Origin of the sequence: Sphaerisporangium rhizosphaerae, assembly GCF_042665155.1 — a bacterium.
Lineage (GTDB): Bacteria > Actinomycetota > Actinomycetes > Streptosporangiales > Streptosporangiaceae > Sphaerisporangium > Sphaerisporangium rhizosphaerae.
The window spans coordinates 440,271-457,125 of record NZ_JBHTCG010000001.1; the positions used below are offsets into that span (position 1 = coordinate 440,271).

The window sequence follows — 16,855 nt, forward strand, 5'->3', positions numbered from 1 at the left end:
TCGTCCCGATCGGAGGGACGGCCTACCCGAGGCTCCAGCGGGCCACCAGGTATCCGACGCCGTAGGGGGCGTCGTGGTAGAGCAGCTCCCCGCGCGGCCGGGCCTCCCCGGCCGCACCGGCGAGCACCTGGAACGCCGCCCGCCCCGCCACCCACAGCTCGGCCGCCTCGGCGGCGTCCAGCGCGGCCAGGGCCCGGGCGTCCGCGCCGCAGAGTGCCCGCGCGAGCGCCTCGTCGTAGGCCTCGGCGCGTGGATCATGGTAGCCCGGGGACTTGACGGTCAGCTTGGCCGAGCCGTCGCCCATGACCAGCAGGCCCACCCGCCCGGCCCGTCCCGCCAGCTCCGCGCCCGCGCGCAGGCACTCCTGCGGCGAGGATCCGGAGGGCACCGCCTGGTACCCGGCCACCGGGCCGGCGCCGGCCAGGTCGGCGAGCAGCCGGCCGACGGTCAGCGACAGCGGCAGGACGGGCGTCCCGGCGCCGGTGCGGACGTCGGCGCCCCAGGGGGCGAGGCTTCCCGCGGCGTCCGGGCCGTACGCGACCGGCTCGGCGATCTCCTCGGCGGCGCCGACGGCGATGAGCACGTCCGGCGCCGCCTCGGCGAGCGACCGGAGCGCCGACACGCACGCCTCCCGGAGCCCGTCCAGCTCCGGCGCGGCCGCGCCCGCGAGTTCGGGCGCGATCAGCGGAGGATGCGGGCACACGGCCGCGGCGACGAGCACAAGATCAGGCTAGCCCCGCCCGTCCACCGAGCGAGCGCCGGGGCACACACGGGCCGGCAGGTCCGTCGGGGATCCGGACCGGCCCTGACACGCGACGCGGACGGGCCGGTCACGCCCGGCGGGATCACAGCAGGCCGAGGACGGGCCGGCGTCGCGCGGGAGAACACGGACGGGCCGGCCGGGTCCGTGGGGAACCCGGCCGGCCCGTCACGGGCGTCGGCGGCCGGGGATCAGGTGCCGCCGAAGTCCTGGGTCCACCAGGGGCCGCCACTGCCGAAGTGCACGCCCACGCCGATGGCCTTGAGCTTGCAGTTCATGATGTTGGCGCGGTGACCGGGGCTGTTCAGCCAGCCCTGCACCACGGCCGCCGGCGTGGCCTGGCCGCGCGCGATGTTCTCGGCGAACATGTTGGAGCTGTAGCCGGCCGCCTTGATGCGGTCCCACGGAGAGCGCCCGTCGGCCGAGGTGTGGTCGAAGTACCCCTTGGCCGCCATGTCGTCGGAGTGGCCGCGGGCGGCCGCCCGCAGGTGCTCGTCGATGCGCAGCGGGCCGCAGCCCTGCTCCTGCCTGGCGGCGTTCGTCAGGCGCGCCACCTCGTTCTCGGCGGCCACGACCGACGAGGACCCGCCCGTCGACTTGGTCGGGCTCTTCGACGGCTTCGGCGTCGGCCGGGGAGACGGCTTGGCGGGGGGCCGGGGAGAGGGCCGGGGGGACGGCTTGGTCGAGGGCTTGGACGAGGGCTTCGCGGACGGCGACGCCGAAGGCTTGGCCGACGGCGACGCGGACGGCCCGGGACCGGGGTCGTCGCCGAGCCCCGCTGACCGTCCTGGCTGCTGCGGGTAGGGCTCGACGTAGCCCGCCGGACCGTCCGGGCCGGGGCCGCCGCTCTGGCCTTCGGCCTGCTGATCGGTCTTCGTGCCGGTCTGGCCGGTCATCTTCTGCTTGGTCTCGACCTTTCCGACCGGCTCGGCCTGGTCGGCGTGCGGCGCGGACTGCGTGCCGCCCTCGTCGGCCTGTCCGGAGCCGGCGGAGCCGTCGGCACCGCCGCCCGAACCGGTCGAACCCGGCGAACCGCCGTCGCCCGAGGAGGCGTCGCCGTCGGACGCGTCGTCCGAGGTGGCGTCGTCCGCCGAGTCGTCCGCAGCGTCGTCCCCGGCAGCCGCGACGTCGCCGGAGCCCGGTCCCTGCTCGGACGAGCGCTGGCTCACCGGCTCGGACCCGCCGGTCAGCGTGATGACCCCTCCGGCGGTGACGGCGGCGGCGAGCACGGCCGCCGCGGCGCAGATGGCGAGGGTGCGCTTCCGGGAGCCCGATGGGGAGGGGGGCTCGGACGAGAGGTACTCGGGGGGCAGTGCAGAGCTGGACTCGTTGTAGCGGCCCGGCGACGGATGGTCGTGCCGATCCATGTGGTGACTCCTGCGGCCTATCGGGGGGAAAGCACTCCGGCTTCCGCGGGCGGTCGTCACACTAGCCCCATAGGACGAATTACCGCACCTCAATCACGGAAGAATCACGACTTGTCATCACTTGGACCGATCTCATGTCGAACTGTGACGCCGCGCGGCGGCGTGGCGGTGATCTTCGGATTGCTGGGGCTCGGCGTGATCCTCGGTACCGGCGCCTGCGCGCCGGGATCCTCGGCGGCACCGCCTGATCCGGCTTCCCGGTCAGTGCGCGCGCAGGCCGTCCCGACACCCCGTCCGGGCTCCGGGACGGGTCCGGGTGAGCGCGCCGCGCTCGGCGGATTATTCGAACACCGGGAAAGACGAGGTCAGCCGCCGTCCGTCTCCCCCGGACCGCGGCCGAGCGCGCCCGAGCGCGGATGGACCGAGGCGATGCCGCCCCCCGGACGGCCGCCGGCGGCCGAAGACGGGCGCGCCCCCGAGACGAGCCGGCGCGGCGACGGAGCCCGGGCTGAGGGCGGCCCGTCGGGAAGGCATGGCGGGCGCCGTCGCGGGCGCCCGGTGACGGACGGAGGGCGGCTCCCCGACCGGCGCCCCGGCCCCCTGGAGCTCGTGGACCGTCCCAAACCTCCACCGGGGGCCCGGCGACCTCCCCGCCCCGCGCCGCCCGCGCCGCCCGCGTCCCGGCGCCCGAGCGCACCCCCCGAGCACCGCGACCAGCCAGAACCGCCCACGGACTCACGAGCCCGCCCCGCGCCCACCCCGGCGCCGGCGCCTCCGCCCCGCCGTCCCGGCGGACCCGAGAAGCCCGGCGGGCCCGCCCGCCGGACGCCGAACCCCTGCGCCACCTTCACCGACTTCCGCAGGGACTACTGCGAACGCCTCATCCACGGCATGGCCGGCACGGCCGGCCCGTCAACTCAGGCACGGGCGGACGACGCCCCGGCGCCCGAGGAAGGCACACGGAACACCGCGACGCCCACAGAGGACATGCGAGGCGCCGGCGTACCCACACAAGGCGAGTACGGCGGCGTACCCACACAACGCGAGAACGGCGCCGAGGCGCTCACGCAAGGCGGGGAAGGCGCCGACGTGCCCGCGGAGCGCGTGCCGGGGACCGGCGAGGACGCGGTGTTGATCGTCGTGGAGGTGGGGTGAACGGGCTCGGTCAGGCGCGGCGGAGTGAGGGCATGCCGAGCGACACCGTGCCCGGGCCGCTCGCGCCGCCGCCGGTGCCGCAGGCCGCGCTCTCTCTGGCCTCCCACGCGTCGCCGGCGCGCGTGCGCCTCAGCCCCAGCGCGGGGCCGTCGGCCACCAGGTGGTGCGGCGCGGCGTAGGTGACCTCGACGGTGACCATGTCCCCCGGCCGCGGCGGAGCGGCGTCGGCGCCACCGTCACGCAGGGTGGGCACGAAGTGCACCAGGCGGTTGTCGGGCGCGCGGCCGGACATGCGCTGCGTCGCCTCGTCCTTGCGGCCCTCGCCCTCGGCGACCAGCACCTCCAGGGTGCGCCCCACCTGGGCCTTGTTCTCGGCCCACGAGATGTCGTTCTGCAGGGCGACCAGCCGCTCGTAGCGCTCCTGGACGACCTCCTTGGGCACCTGGCCGTCCATGGTGGCCGCAGGGGTGCCCGGCCGGATGGAGTACTGGAAGGTGAAGGCGTTGGCGAAGCGCGAGGCGCGGACGACGTCCAGGGTGGCCTGGAAGTCCTCCTCGGTCTCGCCGGGGAAGCCGACGATGATGTCGGTGGAGATCGCGGCGTCCGGCATGGCGGCGCGCACCCGCTCGATGATGCCGAGGTAGCGCTCGGCCCGGTAGGAGCGGCGCATGGCCTTCAGCACGCGGTCGGAGCCCGACTGCAGCGGCATGTGGAGCTGGTGCATGACGTTCGGCGTCTCGGCCATGGCGGCGATGACGTCGTCGGTGAAGGCCGCAGGGTGCGGGGAGGTGAAGCGCACCCGCTCCAGGCCCTCGACGTCGCCGCAGGCGCGCAGCAGCTTGCCGAAGGCGAGCCGGTCGCCGAACTCCACCCCGTAGGTGTTGACGTTCTGCCCGAGGAGCGTGACCTCAAGGACGCCGAGGTCGACCAGGGAGCGCACCTCGCCGAGGACGTCGCCGGGGCGGCGGTCCTTCTCCTTGCCGCGCAGCGCCGGGACGATGCAGAAAGTGCAGGTGTTGTTGCACCCGACCGAGACGGACACCCACGCGGCGTAGGGCGACTCGCGCTTGGTCGGCAGGGTGCTCGGGAAGACCTCGAGCGACTCCTTGATCTCGACCTGGGCCTCCTGCGCGATGCGGGCCCGTTCGAGCAGCACCGGCAGCGAACCGATGTTATGGGTGCCGAAGACCACGTCGACCCACGGGGCCTTGCGGACGATCTCGCCCTGGTCCTTCTGCGCCAGGCAGCCTCCCACGGCGATCTGCATGCCCGGGTTGCGCATCTTGGCCGGCCGCAGATGGCCGAGGTTGCCGTACAGCCGGTTGTCGGCGTTCTCGCGCACGGCGCAGGTGTTGAACACGACCACGTCGGCCGTCTCGCCCTCGCCCGGGCGGACGTACCCGGCGTCCTCCAGCAGGCCGGAGAGCCGCTCTGAGTCGTGGACGTTCATCTGGCACCCGTACGTGATGACCTCGTACGTGCGGGTGCGCTCCTCGGTGACAGTCATCTCAACAGACAAGGGTAGGCGCTCCTCGCGGCCGCGCGCACGCGGAGCGCCCCGGCGCCGCCTCGCAGGCGGCCGGCGTCCCCGTGCCTGATGAATCGTTCCATCCGCCGGGGCGTCCCGTCGTGACCAGGCCGTGATGCGATCGGTACCGCCTGGTTAGTGACCAGTGCCCCGGACCACTTACGTTGTCCACCATGGAGGACAACGGGGACGCGACTCCTCTCGTCAGAGTCGAGAACGTCAACAAGAACTTCGGTGCCCTGCACGTGCTCAGGGACATCAACCTGACGGTCTCCCGGGGGGAGGTCGTCGTGGTGATCGGCCCTTCCGGGGGCGGGAAGTCGACGCTGTGCCGCGCCATCAACAGGCTGGAGACCATCGACTCGGGCACGATCGTCTTCGACGGGCAGCCGCTGCCCTCCGAGGGGAAGGCGCTGGCCCGGCTGAGATCCGACGTCGGGATGGTGTTCCAGTCCTTCAACCTGTTCGCGCACAAGACGATCCTCGAGAACGTCACCCTCGGCCCGGTCAAGGTCAGGGGCGTGCCGCGCGAGCAGGCCGAGAAGCGCGGCATGGAACTGCTCGAACGGGTGGGCATCGCCAGCCAGGCGGGCAAGTACCCCGCCCAGCTCTCGGGCGGCCAGCAGCAGCGGGTGGCCATCGCCCGCGCGCTGGCGATGGACCCCAAGATGATCCTGTTCGACGAGCCCACCTCCGCCCTGGACCCCGAGATGGTCCAGGAGGTGCTCGACGTCATGATCGAGCTCGCGCGCGAGGGCATGACGATGGTGGTGGTCACCCACGAGATGGGCTTCGCCCGCCGGGCCGCCAACCGCGTCGTGTTCATGGCCGAGGGCCAGATCGTGGAGGAGAACACCCCCGACGAGTTCTTCACTAATGCCCGCACGGACAGGGCCAAGGACTTCCTGTCCAAGATCCTGACACACTGACCTGGGCCGTGGACGCGCACGGGCGGCCCGAACGGCAGGCGGCACGGGGCCGCCGCGCCGCCGCACTCCAAGATCGCCCGAGCGAGCACCTAACGTCTCGCGATCACGGGTCGGCAAGGTGGGGCGAGGAAGGCCGTCCGTCCGCACGTCGCCCGTGCGAGAACCGCTCGTCCGCACGCACCGCCGGTCACGCCGTTCCGCACCTGGAACACCGCAGGTCACGCTGTTCGCACGTCACGCTCTTCGCAGGTCACGCACGTCGCACGTCGCACGTCGCGCTCGTCACGCTGTTACGCACGTCACCAAGAAAGCTGAGGTACACGCATATGCGTTCACGACGGTTCGGGGCCCTGCTCCTGTCCGCCGCGGCACTGGCCGGCAGCCTCGCCGCCTGCGGCAACAGCGGCCCGACGACGGCTCTCCAGAAGGCCAAGGACGACAAGAAGCTCACCATCGGCGTCAAGTACGACCAGCCGGGCATGGGCCTGAAGAAGCCGGACGGCACGGTCGAGGGCTTCGACGTCGACGTGGCCACCTACCTGGCCGGCAAGCTCGGCGTCCCGCCGGAGGGCATCACCTGGAAGGAGGCGCGTTCGGCCAACCGCGAGACCTTCCTGCAGCAGGGCCAGGTCGACCTGATCGTCGCCACCTACTCGATCACCGAGGCGCGCAAGCCCAAGGTGACCTTCGCCGGCCCGTTCTACGTCGCCCACCAGGACACGCTGGTGCGCGCCGACGACTCCTCGATCAACTCCCTGGACACCCTCAAGGGCAAGCGCATCTGCCAGGTCAGCGGCTCCAACTCCTGGAAGAACATCGCCGAGGGCACCAACAAGGAGAACAAGAAGGTCGACGTCCAGCTCGTCCCGGCCGGCGCCTACGACGAGTGCATCACCAAGCTCAAGGGCAACGCGATCGACGCGGTGACCACCGACGACATGATCCTCGCCGGCTACGCCAAGCGCGAGGGCTCCTCGCTCAAGGTCACCGGCGCCCCGTTCACCGACGAGAAGTACGGCGTCGGCCTGAAGAAGGGCGACAAGGAGACCTGCGAGGCCGTCAACAAAGCCATCACCGAGATGTACTCCGACGGGACGATCCAGAAGCTGTTCGACAAGCACTTCTCGGGCACCGGTCTGAAGTTCACCGCGACCGGCGCGCCGCCTGCCGAGGGCTGCAGCTGATCCCCTGTCCACGCGCCGGTGAGGTCACCTCACCGGCGCTCCCCGTCTCCGGTGGAGCCCGATGGAATCGATTCTCGACTTCAGCCCCCTCGTCGAACAGTTCGGCACGATCCTCACCGGTTTCTGGTCGACGATCCGCCTGACCCTGATGAGCGCGATTTTGGCGCTGATCCTCGGCACGGTCCTGGTCGCGATGCGGGTGTCCCCCACGCCCGTGCTCCGCGCCGCCGGGACGATCTACGTCAACACCCTGCGCAACACCCCTCTCACGCTGGTGCTGCTGCTGTGCGCGCTCGGCCTGAGCGACACCCTGCAACTGTCGCTGTCGGGTGACTCGGCCACCAACTACTACTGGTGGGCGACGCTCGGCCTGTCGGCCTACACCGCCGCTTTCGTCTGCGAGGCGCTGCGGGCCGGCATCAACACCGTGCCCTCCGGCCAGGCGGAGGCCGCCCGCGCCATCGGGCTGACCTTCACCCAGTCGCTGCGCATGGTCGTGCTCCCGCAGGCGTTCCGCTCGGTGATCGCGCCGCTCGGCAGCATCCTGATCGCGCTCACCAAGAACACCACCATCGTGATCGTCGCCGGCTACATCGAGGCGTCGGCGGTCATGAAGCAGATGTTCGACGACTACGGGGGCACGCTGCCGATCTTCCTCGGGTTCGCCGCCGGGTACATGGTCCTCACCCTGCCCACCGGGTTCTTCTTCGGCTGGCTGGCCAAGCGGATGGCGGTGGCCCGATGAGCACGAGCGTCCTGTTCGACGTCCCCGGCCCCCGGGCCCGGCTGCGCAACAACGTCCTGACCCTCCTGTCGGCCGTCGTGGTGCTCGGCATCGCTCACCTGCTGATCAAGGGACTGGCCGACAAGGGACAGTTCGCCGGGCGGCTGTGGGAGCCGTTCCTGCGACTGGACGTGTGGACCGGGCAGATCCTCCCCGGCCTGCTCGCCACGCTCCAGGCCGCGATCGTCTCGGCCGTGCTCGCGCTGGTCTTCGGCGTCGTCTTCGGGCTCGGCAGGCTGTCCGACCATGCCTGGATCCGCAGGCCGGCGGGCGCGGTCGTGGAGTTCTTCCGCGCCATCCCGCTGCTGCTGCTCATCTTCTTCGCCCAGGCCGGGCCGGCGACCATGAGCGGCTACACCCTCAGCGTGCCGGCGTTCGCCGCCGTGGTCGTCGGCCTGACGCTGTACAACGGGTCGGTGCTGGCCGAGGTGTTCCGCGCGGGCATCCAGGCCGTGCCGAAGGGCCAGTCGGAGGCCGGGTACGCCCTCGGGCTGCGCAAGGGCGGCGTCATGCGGCTCATCCTGCTGCCGCAGGCCACCACGGCGATGATGCCGGCCATCGTCAGCCAGATGGTCGTCCTGCTCAAGGACACCGCGCTCGGCTGGGTGATCGCCTACGAGGAACTGCTCAACTTCGGGCTCAAGCAGATCCCGGCCAACTTCGGCAACCTCATCCCGAGCGCGATCGTCATCTCGCTGGTGTACATCGCGATCAACCTGGCGCTGAGCTACCTCGCCAACGTGCTCGAGCGGCGCAGCAGGCGTAGCCGCCGTACGAGCGCGGGCGTCGTCACCGCTCCGGCGGCGGTCGGCGTCGGGGTCGAGACCGGAGTCTGACCCGCCTTCGCCGACGGCCGGGGTCCCCTGCGGACCCCGGCCGTTCGCGTTCCTCCGCCCCAGGTACGTCGGAGGAGGAAAACATCCCGCCTCGGCGTGCTTTGCGGTGATACGTGAAACACGATCAGTGGCGTAGCCGCCACGCGGAGCGGGGTTTTCCGGCAGGATGCGGCTATGCCCCCCGATCGCACGTCCGGGCACCCGCGGTCGCCGTTCGGTGCCTGGCCCTCGCCGATCTCCACCGCCGACGTCGTCCGCTACGGACTGCGTCCCGGATACCCCACCGCGCACTCCGGACAGATCTGGTGGGAGGAGGACCGCCCCACAGAAGGCGGGCGGCGCACCCTGGTCCACCACGCGGCGGGCGGCGCCCGGCGCGAGCTGCTCAGCCCTCCCTGGGACGCCCGCACCCGCGTCCACGAGTACGGCGGACGTTCCTACGCCGTGGCGCCCGGGGTCGGCGTCGTGTTCGCCGGCCACGCCGACCAGCGGCTCTACCTGGTCCGCGACGACGAGTCCGGGCCGGCGCGCGGGCCGGTGGCGATCACCCCCGAGCCGGACGCGCCCGCCGCCCTGCGCTACGCCGACCTCACCGTGCACGGCGACGAGGTGTGGTGCGTCCAGGAGCGCCACGCCGGCGGCGGGAAGGTCGTGCGGTCCATCGTCTCGATCCCCCTGCGCGACGGCGGTGAGCCCCGGCAGCGCGTCACGGGCAGCGACTTCTACGCCTCTCCCTCCATCTCGCCCGACGGCGAGCACCTCGCCTACATCTGCTGGGACCACCCCCGCATGCCCTGGACCGGCACCGAGCTGCGGGTCACCCGGCTCGCCGACGGCGCCTCGCGTCAGATCATGGGCGGCGCCGCGGAGTCCGTGCTCGCCCCCCGCTGGAAGGACGCCTCCACGCTGTACGCCCTGTCCGACCGGTCGGGGTGGTGGAACCTGTACGAGATCGGCGGCGGCGCGCCGCGCCCGCTCTACCCGGCCGAGGAGGAGTTCGCGTGGGCGCCCGCCGAGCTCGGCGGCGCCCCGTACGCCGTGCTGGCCGACGGCAGGCTCGCCGTTCTACACGGCAGGCCCGACCTGCGGCTCGGTGTGCTCGACCCGCGCAGCGGCGTCCTCACCGACCTCGACCTGCCCTACGACGGCTGGGTGCCGTGCCTCAGCGCCGACGGCGCCACCGTGTGCGGCGTCGCCTACGGGGCTCGGGTGCCCCGGTCGGTGGTGCGGGTCGACACCGCCACGGGCCGCGCCGAGAGCGTGCGCAGCGACACCGGCGCGCTTCCCGACCCCGCCTACCTGCCGTCCTGCCGGCCGGTGGAGATCCGCGGCCGTTCGGGACGGCGGGTGCACGCCTACGTGTACCCGCCCGCCAACCCCACGGTGAGCGCCGGGGAGGCCGCGCCGCCGTACGTGGTGTTCGTCCACGCGGGCCCCGCCTCCCACGCCACCTCGGCCCTGGACCTGCGCAAGGCGTTCTTCACCAGCAGGGGCATCGGCATCATCGACGTCAACCACGGCGGCTCCACCGGGTACGGCCGCGCCTACCGCGACCGGCTGCGGGGCCACTGGGGCGTCATCGACGTGGAGGACACCATCGCCGCCGCCGAGTGGCTCCTGTCGGACGGGCACGCCGACCCGGCCCGCATCGCCGTCAGGGGCGTCGGCGCGGGCGGCTGGACCACCATGGCGGCCTGCTGCTCCTCCGGGCTGTTCTGCGGCGGCGTGGCGATCGCCGGCGTCAGCACCCTGGGGCCGCTGTCCGCCTCGACGCACGACTTCGAGTCGCGGTACACCGAGTGGCTCGTCGGCCCGGCGGACCCTCTGCTCTACGCCTCGCGCGAGCCGCTGGCACGGAGCGGTCAGATCGACTGCCCGATGCTGCTGCTGCAGGGCCAGGACGACCCCGTGGTGCCGCCGGCGCAGTCGGAGGCGTTCGTGGCCGCGCTGAACGAGCGCGGGGTACCGTGCGTCTACCTGGCCTTCGAGGGCGAGGGGCACGAGTTCCGCAGAGCCGAGACCAAGAGCGCCGCGCTCGCCGCCGAGCTGTCCTTCTATCAGCGCCTGTTCCGCCTCTGACCTTCCCGGCGGTGCCCGTCCCCGTCTCAGGGCCTCCACGTGAGCGGAGCCGGTTCGGCGGGCACGGAGCCAGCGGGCACGAGGCCGGCACTGCCCAGATCACCGCGGCCCGGCCGGCGGGCGAAAGCCGGCGCGGTCGAGGCCGGCGCGGTCGAGGTCAGCGGGCGAACTCGGTGGCGCGCGACTCGCGGACGACGGTGATGCGGATCTGACCCGGGTAGGTCAGCTCCTCCTCCACCTGCTTGGCGACGTCGCGGGCGATCACCTGCGCCTGGATGTCGTCGATGGCCTCCGGGCGCACCATGACCCTGATCTCGCGGCCGGCCTGCATCGCGAAGACCTTCTCGACCCCGTCGTAGGACTGCGCGATCTCCTCCAGGCGCTCCAGGCGCTTGACGTAGGCCTCCAGCGACTCCCTGCGCGCGCCGGGACGGCTGCCGCTGATCGCGTCGGCGGCCTGGGTCAGCACCGCCTCGACCGTGCGGACCTCGACCTCGTTGTGGTGCGCCTCGATGGCGTGCACGACGTCCTCGTGCTCGCCGTAGCGCCGGGCGATCTCGGCGCCGATGAGGGCGTGGCTGCCCTCGACCTCGTGGGTGAGCGCCTTGCCGATGTCGTGCAGCACCGTGCACCGCTTGAGCAGCATCGGGTCCAGACGCAGCTCGGAGGCCATGATGCCGGCGATGTGCGCCGACTCGATGAGGTGCTTGAGGACGTTCTGCCCGTAGGAGGTGCGGTAGCGGAGCTGGCCGAGCAAGGTGATGAGCTCGGGATGCATGTCGGTGATGCCGAGCTCGACCAGCGCGTCCTCGCCGGCCCGGACGCACAGGTCCTTGACCTCCTCCTTGCTGCGCTCGTAGGCCTCCTCGATGCGCTGGGGATGGATGCGGCCGTCCAGGACGAGCTTCTCCAGCGTGAGCCGCGCCGTCTCGCGCCGCACCGGGTCGAAGCAGGACAGCAGCACGGCCTCGGGAGTGTCGTCGATGATCAGGTTGACGCCGGTGGTGGACTCGAAGGCCCGGATGTTGCGACCCTCGCGGCCGATGATGCGGCCCTTCATCTCGTCGCCGGGCAGGTGCAGCACGCTGACCACCGACTCGGCGGTCTGCTCGGTGGCCACCCGCTGCACGGCCAACGTGACGATCTTGCAGGCGCGCTTCTCGCCCTCTTTGCGGGCCTCGCCCTCGATCTCTCGGACGATCAGCGCCGCCTCGCGCTTGGCCTGGTTCTCGATGGTCATCACCAGCTCGGCCTTGGCCTGATCGGCGGTCAGCCCGGCGACCCGCTCGAGCACCTCGCGGCGCTTGTCCTCGACGTGGTCGAGCTCGGCGCGGCGGTCGGCGAGCTGGGACTCGGTCTCGGCGAGCTCCCTGCCGCGCTCGGCCTGCCTGCGGGCCTCCTCGTCCAGACGCTGCTCGCGCTCGGCCAGGCGGTTCTCGCGGCGCTCGAGGTCGGACCTGAGCTCCTTCAGCTCGTGCTTGAGGGAACGGGTCTCATCTTCGACCTCCTTGCGCATCCGCAGGGCGCCCTCGGCGGCGGCCTCGGCCCGGCGGAGCATCTCCCCGGCGTCCGACTCGGCCTTCACACGGATCTCGACGCCTTCGCGGCGGGCCTGCTCCAGCTCGGACTGGACGTCGGCGATCTCCTCGGCGGTGGGCCCCCGCGTGCCGGACCGGCCGGCACCGGTGCGGCGTATCAGCACGACGAGCGTGACAATCGCGACAAGCGCCAGCAGGACAACGGCTATCGCCAGCATGATCACGACTGTCGAACCCATGCGCGCCCACCCCTCCTCGCGTCGCGAGCTTCAGCACGCGAGGGTTACACGCACAGCACGGACCAGCCCGACCGGGCGATCCTGGTCAGACGAATATGTCCAACGCGTCGGCGCCAAGGCGCCGGTCCGCTGGGTGTGATCGGTCTTGATCGTCCGTCGTGCACCGTTATGGCAATCCGCACTGCGCGGAGTAACTCCTCACTGTGGTCGAGATTAAGCGTCAGAGAGGTAACGAGCAAGCAAAGTCCGCCCGTCAAGCCAGTTTTGTCCTCTCACAGGAACGGGCGCTCGACGGCGCTGCGCCGGATTTATCCCGATATGCAGCGGTAAGTTGTGAAAACGATCTTCTGTCGAGTGACGGAGGTCTCCTTGGTGGTCCGTCTGGTCCTCGACCCGATTCGGGAGATTTTCCGGGCGTCCGGCACGATCCGGGGACGCCGGGGTATGGGGCGGCCATGGTACAGATCGGTTACTCGCTGATGTGCGAGCAGACACCGCCCAAGCGGCTCGTCGAGGACGCCGTCGCCGCCGAGCGCGCGGGGTTCGACTACGAGACCATCTCCGACCACTACTTCCCGTGGCTGGAGGACATGGGCCACTCCCCTTACGCCTGGTCGGTGCTGGGAGCGGTGGCGAACGCCACCGAGCACATCCCCTTCATGACCTACGTCACCTGCCCGATCATGCGCTACCACCCCGCCGTGGTGGCACAGAAGGCCGCGACGATGGGCGCGCTGTCGGACGAGCGGTTCACCCTCGGCCTCGGCGCGGGCGAGCACCTCAACGAGCACGTCGTCGGGCGGGGCTGGCCGCCGGTCAACATCCGCCACGAGATGTTCGGCGAGGCCATCGAGATCATCCAGGCCCTGTTCGGCGGCGAGTACGTCAGCTACCGCGGCGACCACTTCACGATCGACTCCGCCAAGCTGTACGACCTGCCCGCCGAGCCGGTGCCCGTCGGCATCGCCGCCTCGGGGGCGCAGTCGGTGGACCTCGCGGCCGAGTACGGCGACGCGCTCATCGCCGTCCAGCCCGACGCCGACCTGGTGTCCCGCTTCCACGCCACCGGCGGCGCCGGCAAGCCCGTGTACGGCCAGCTCGCGGTCTCCTACGACACCGACGTCCAGGCCGCCACCGAACGGGCCCACCGGCTCTGGAAGTGGTTCTCAGCCGGGTGGAAAGTGCTGTCAGAGCTGCCCGGTCCGGTGAATTTCGAGGCCTATGCGCAGTTCGTCCGCCCGGAGGACGTGACCAAGAACGTCCCGTGCGGCTCCGACGTCGACGCGGTCGTCCGCGCCGTCAAGGAGTTCACCGACGCCGGCTTCACCCACGTGGCCCTGGTGCAGATCGGCGCGGACCACCAGCACGAGTTCCTCGCCTGGGCCGAGAAAGAACTCCTCCCAGCCCTCCGCGACCTCAGCTGATCACCCGCCCGAGATCGAGGTCGACATCCACCTCGAACCCGATAGAGGTCCGCAGCCGCTTGCGATGGATACCCGTCGGGACATAAGCCCGCACGGCCGGCTCCAGCTCGAAGGTGTAGACGACCGGCGCCTCATCTTCCTGCTCGATCCGCCAGAGGAAGCGGATGCCGGCGTTGGAGTATTTGATCGGTTTGGTCGTGCGGTCTCGCTCGGCGGACTCCGGCGACACCACCTCGACCACCAGGTGAACGTCCTCCGGCCTGAACGACGTCGTCGCGAGGCTCGTCATCGCCGTGCGCTTGACCAGGAGGATGTCAGGCTCCGGACGTTGCCGGAGACCAAGGGTCACGCTCATCTCCCGGGCCACGACCAGATCGTCGGGCGGGTCGAGCTCACGCTCGAGAAGCCGGAGCATGAGCATGTGGAAGGCGCTCTGCGGCGACATCATGATGAGTGATCCATCGATCAGTTCGACGTGCCGGGGCGCGCCGGGAGGAAGATGATCGAGCATGTCGGCCGTCCAGCCGCCGGGCGGCCCCGGATAGAACCAGTCGGGAAGCGCCGTCGACATCTGGTTCCTCCCCACCTGCGCGATCACGTGGCACTACCATCCTGCCACGGATCGTGACAGCGGGTCACTCGAAGACACCCGAGAGGTCACCCGCCGCCACAGCGGGTCACTCGAAGGCGTCGGGGAGGTCGTCCGTGGGGTGGCCTTCCCCTTCAAGGGCCTCACGGACGACGCGGTAGGCGAGGCCGCCGGAATAGCCCTTGCGGGCGAGCATGCCGGCGAGCCGCCGCACCCGCGCGGCCGGTTCGAGGTGACGGGTGCCGGAGAGCTTGCGGGCGACGAGCCGGCGCGCGGTCTCCAGCTCCTGGTCGGGGTCGAGCTGGTCGACGGCGTCACGCACGGTCTCTTCGTCCACGCCCCGGGTGCGCAGCTCGGCGGCGAGCGCTCGCCGGGCCAGCCCCCGCCCGGCATGCCGTGAGGTGACCCACGCCTCCGCGAACGCCTCGTCGTCGATCAGGCCGACGTCGGAGAAGCGGGCGAGGACGGCCTCAGCCGCCTCGTCGGGAATGTCGCGCTTGCGCAGCGCGTCGGCGAGTTGAGCGCGTGTGCGGGGCGCCAGCGTCAGCAGCCGCAGACAGACCGCCCGGGCAACCGCCTGCGGATCCGCCGCCGGCCCCTCAGCGGCCGGCGACCCCTCGACCGGCCCGTCGAACCCCTTCCACCGAGCCGACCCCCTGTCCCGCCGTAAGCCCTCCCGCCCCCGGGCCGAACGCCCACCCGGACGGCCGCCGAACACCTCACTCTCCGGTGCCCCATGGGACGAAGAACCGTCATGGAGACCGGTACCCCCGTGAGACGGGAAGCCGTCGTGGGGATCCGGCGCCCAGAGGGGGGCGCCGGTGTCACCGGCCGGGAAGTCGCCTTGGTCGCCTCGGCCGCCTCGGCGGCGACGGCGGGCGGGCTTGCCGGCCGCCTCGTCTTCGACCCAGGCACCCCAGTCTCCCGGCCGTAGCCGGCCGGGTTCGTCGTCGCGCTCGGGCATGGCGGATCAGCTCGGATCGAACATCGACGTGGCGGATCGGCTCGAAACAGGCATTGGCATGGCAAGACGGTTCGGATCAGGCATCGGCATGGCGGATCGGCTCGATCAGACGTCGCCCGGCTTGGGCGCCTTGGAGCCGCGCCCGGACGGGGCGGCAGCGGCGGGGGCCGGAGGCGCCGCGGGCTCGACCGGGGTGTCGAGGCGAGGACCGACGCCGAGCTTCTCCTTGATCTTCTTCTCGATCTCGTTGGCGATGTCGGGGTTGTTCTTCAGGAAGTTGCGGGCGTTCTCCTTGCCCTGGCCGAGCTGGTCGCCCTCGTAGGTGTACCAGGCGCCGGCCTTGCGGACGAAGCCGTGCTCGACGCCCATGTCGATCAGGCCGCCCTCGCGGGAGACGCCGAAGCCGTAGAGGATGTCGAAGTCGGCCACCCGGAAGGGCGGGGCCATCTTGTTCTTGACGACCTTGACCCGGGTGCGGTTGCCGACCGGCTCGGTGCCGTCCTTGAGCGTCTCGATGCGGCGGACGTCCAGGCGGATGGAGGCGTAGAACTTCAGCGCCTTGCCGCCGGTCGTGGTCTCGGGCGAGCCGAACATGACGCCGATCTTCTCGCGGAGCTGGTTGATGAAGATGGCGGTCGTGCTGGTGTTGTTGAGGGCGCCGGCCACCTTGCGCAGGGCCTGCGACATGAGGCGGGCCTGCAGGCCGACGTGGCTGTCGCCCATCTCGCCCTCGATCTCGGCCTTGGGCACCAGGGCCGCCACCGAGTCGATGACCACGAGGTCGATCGCGCCGGAGCGGATCAGCATGTCGGTGATCTCGAGGGCCTGCTCGCCGGTGTCGGGCTGGGAGACCAGCAGGGCGTCGGTGTCGACGCCGAGCTTGCGGGCGTACTCGGGGTCGAGGGCGTGCTCGGCGTCGATGAACGCCGCGATGCCGCCGGCCCGCTGGGCGTTGGCGACGGCGTGCAGCGCCACGGTGGTCTTACCGCTGGACTCAGGACCGTAGATCTCGACGATGCGCCCGCGGGGGTAGCCGCCGATGCCGAGAGCGACATCGAGTGCGATGGCCCCGGTGGGGATCACCTCGATGGGAGCTCGGGCGTCATCGCCGAGGCGCATGACAGAGCCCTTGCCGAACTGCCGCTCGATTTGGGCGAGCGCGGTCTCAAGGGCCTTCTCGCGGTCGTTGGCTGCCATGGAGTGCCCCCCTGGAGGGTGAGTCGAAGTCGTTTCCGTCGCTGGCAAGCTACGGGGTGCCACCGACAATTTCCCGGAACGGGCCCAGGGCGCCGGCGGCGCCGGCATGCCCAATATAGCCGAACGACTGTTCGATCACAGCTCAACGGCACGGTCCTCATCCGACTGGCACCTGTGTCAGGGCCTGGCGACGGAGGTGGGCAGCCATGCTGGGCCGCACACCTGCTTGCGGGGTGGGCCCAGTCGATGCTCTGGTGACGGCTCGGCCCGGCCAGGTGGGCC

At 71.4% G+C, this 16,855-nt stretch carries 14 protein-coding genes; 7 read left to right on the forward strand and 7 right to left on the reverse strand.

Annotation, left to right across the window (positions count from 1 at the left end; translation table 11 throughout):
- Nucleotides 1-22: 22 nt before the first annotated feature.
- Nucleotides 23-721 (reverse strand): class III extradiol ring-cleavage dioxygenase family protein, encoded by a 699-nt coding sequence (locus tag ACFQSB_RS01925; protein WP_380823925.1) that lies wholly within the window; start codon nucleotides 719-721, stop codon nucleotides 23-25.
- Between the two features lie 230 nt (nucleotides 722-951).
- Nucleotides 952-2,127 carry a CAP domain-containing protein gene (locus tag ACFQSB_RS01930; protein ID WP_380823926.1) on the reverse strand — a complete coding sequence of 392 codons (1,176 nt, stop codon included), beginning with the start codon at nucleotides 2,125-2,127 and terminating at the stop codon, nucleotides 952-954.
- An 891-nt stretch (nucleotides 2,128-3,018) separates the two neighbouring features.
- On the opposite strand from ACFQSB_RS01930, the gene ACFQSB_RS01935 reads away from it, so the two are divergent.
- Nucleotides 3,019-3,282, forward strand: a complete 264-nt coding sequence (locus ACFQSB_RS01935; protein ID WP_380823927.1) for a hypothetical protein — start codon at nucleotides 3,019-3,021, stop codon at nucleotides 3,280-3,282.
- 10 nt (nucleotides 3,283-3,292) lie between these two features.
- On the opposite strand, the gene miaB is transcribed toward ACFQSB_RS01935, so the two are convergent.
- A complete protein-coding gene (gene miaB, locus ACFQSB_RS01940; protein WP_380823928.1) occupies nucleotides 3,293-4,789 on the reverse strand; it encodes a tRNA (N6-isopentenyl adenosine(37)-C2)-methylthiotransferase MiaB in 1,497 nt (498 codons plus the stop codon).
- 194 nt (nucleotides 4,790-4,983) lie between these two features.
- On the opposite strand from miaB, the gene ACFQSB_RS01945 reads away from it, so the two are divergent.
- From ACFQSB_RS01945 to ACFQSB_RS01965, 5 genes are all read left to right on the forward strand, one after another.
- Nucleotides 4,984-5,739, forward strand: a complete 756-nt coding sequence (locus ACFQSB_RS01945; RefSeq protein WP_354835133.1) for an amino acid ABC transporter ATP-binding protein — start codon at nucleotides 4,984-4,986, stop codon at nucleotides 5,737-5,739.
- Nucleotides 5,740-6,065: 326 nt separating this feature from the next.
- Nucleotides 6,066-6,923 (forward strand): glutamate ABC transporter substrate-binding protein, encoded by an 858-nt coding sequence (locus ACFQSB_RS01950; protein ID WP_380823929.1) that lies wholly within the window; start codon nucleotides 6,066-6,068, stop codon nucleotides 6,921-6,923.
- 61 nt (nucleotides 6,924-6,984) lie between these two features.
- On the forward strand, nucleotides 6,985-7,668 hold the full coding sequence (locus ACFQSB_RS01955) for an amino acid ABC transporter permease (RefSeq protein WP_354915475.1): 684 nt from the start codon (nucleotides 6,985-6,987) through the stop codon (nucleotides 7,666-7,668).
- Entirely contained in the window at nucleotides 7,665-8,543 is an 879-nt protein-coding gene (locus ACFQSB_RS01960) for an amino acid ABC transporter permease (protein ID WP_380823930.1), read from the forward strand. The genes ACFQSB_RS01955 and ACFQSB_RS01960 overlap by 4 nt, the downstream gene beginning before the upstream one ends.
- 174 nt (nucleotides 8,544-8,717) lie before the next feature.
- Entirely contained in the window at nucleotides 8,718-10,622 is a 1,905-nt protein-coding gene (locus ACFQSB_RS01965) for a S9 family peptidase (protein ID WP_380823931.1), read from the forward strand.
- Nucleotides 10,623-10,779: 157 nt separating this feature from the next.
- Here ACFQSB_RS01965 and rny read toward each other — a convergent pair whose 3' ends face one another.
- Nucleotides 10,780-12,399, reverse strand: a complete 1,620-nt coding sequence (gene rny / locus ACFQSB_RS01970) for a ribonuclease Y (protein ID WP_354835143.1) — start codon at nucleotides 12,397-12,399, stop codon at nucleotides 10,780-10,782.
- 455 nt (nucleotides 12,400-12,854) lie between these two features.
- On the opposite strand from rny, the gene ACFQSB_RS01975 reads away from it, so the two are divergent.
- Nucleotides 12,855-13,823 (forward strand): TIGR03557 family F420-dependent LLM class oxidoreductase, encoded by a 969-nt coding sequence (locus ACFQSB_RS01975; RefSeq protein WP_380823932.1) that lies wholly within the window; start codon nucleotides 12,855-12,857, stop codon nucleotides 13,821-13,823.
- Here ACFQSB_RS01975 and ACFQSB_RS01980 read toward each other — a convergent pair.
- The 3 genes from ACFQSB_RS01980 to recA all read right to left on the reverse strand — a co-directional run bounded on the left by ACFQSB_RS01980 (nucleotide 13,816) and on the right by recA (nucleotide 16,573).
- A complete protein-coding gene (locus ACFQSB_RS01980; RefSeq protein ID WP_380823933.1) occupies nucleotides 13,816-14,421 on the reverse strand; it encodes a Uma2 family endonuclease in 606 nt (201 codons plus the stop codon). The genes ACFQSB_RS01975 and ACFQSB_RS01980 overlap by 8 nt on opposite strands.
- A 79-nt stretch (nucleotides 14,422-14,500) precedes the next feature.
- On the reverse strand, nucleotides 14,501-15,376 hold the full coding sequence (recX, locus tag ACFQSB_RS01985; protein ID WP_380823934.1) for a recombination regulator RecX: 876 nt from the start codon (nucleotides 15,374-15,376) through the stop codon (nucleotides 14,501-14,503).
- Between the two features lie 105 nt (nucleotides 15,377-15,481).
- The gene (gene recA / locus ACFQSB_RS01990; RefSeq protein ID WP_380823935.1) at nucleotides 15,482-16,573 is read right to left on the reverse strand and encodes a recombinase RecA; all 1,092 of its coding nucleotides are present in this window, start codon (nucleotides 16,571-16,573) and stop codon (nucleotides 15,482-15,484) included.
- Between the last annotated feature and the right edge of the window lie 282 nt (nucleotides 16,574-16,855).

What these genes read in the sequence shown, in the direction of transcription:
- ACFQSB_RS01960 (WP_380823930.1), top strand. Translation starts at nt 7,665, where the DNA reads ATGAGCACGAGCGTCCTGTTCGACGTCCCCGGCCCCCGGGCCCGGCTG.
- ACFQSB_RS01975 (WP_380823932.1), top strand. Translation starts at nt 12,855, where the DNA reads ATGGTACAGATCGGTTACTCGCTGATGTGCGAGCAGACACCGCCCAAG.
- miaB (WP_380823928.1), bottom strand. Translation starts at nt 4,789, where the DNA reads ATGACTGTCACCGAGGAGCGCACCCGCACGTACGAGGTCATCACGTAC.
- ACFQSB_RS01935 (WP_380823927.1), top strand. Translation starts at nt 3,019, where the DNA reads ATGGCCGGCACGGCCGGCCCGTCAACTCAGGCACGGGCGGACGACGCC.
- ACFQSB_RS01930 (WP_380823926.1), bottom strand. Translation starts at nt 2,127, where the DNA reads ATGGATCGGCACGACCATCCGTCGCCGGGCCGCTACAACGAGTCCAGC.
- ACFQSB_RS01950 (WP_380823929.1), top strand. Translation starts at nt 6,066, where the DNA reads ATGCGTTCACGACGGTTCGGGGCCCTGCTCCTGTCCGCCGCGGCACTG.
- recA (WP_380823935.1), bottom strand. Translation starts at nt 16,573, where the DNA reads ATGGCAGCCAACGACCGCGAGAAGGCCCTTGAGACCGCGCTCGCCCAA.
- rny (WP_354835143.1), bottom strand. Translation starts at nt 12,399, where the DNA reads ATGGGTTCGACAGTCGTGATCATGCTGGCGATAGCCGTTGTCCTGCTG.
- ACFQSB_RS01955 (WP_354915475.1), top strand. Translation starts at nt 6,985, where the DNA reads ATGGAATCGATTCTCGACTTCAGCCCCCTCGTCGAACAGTTCGGCACG.
- ACFQSB_RS01945 (WP_354835133.1), top strand. Translation starts at nt 4,984, where the DNA reads ATGGAGGACAACGGGGACGCGACTCCTCTCGTCAGAGTCGAGAACGTC.
- recX (WP_380823934.1), bottom strand. Translation starts at nt 15,376, where the DNA reads ATGCCCGAGCGCGACGACGAACCCGGCCGGCTACGGCCGGGAGACTGG.
- ACFQSB_RS01965 (WP_380823931.1), top strand. Translation starts at nt 8,718, where the DNA reads ATGCCCCCCGATCGCACGTCCGGGCACCCGCGGTCGCCGTTCGGTGCC.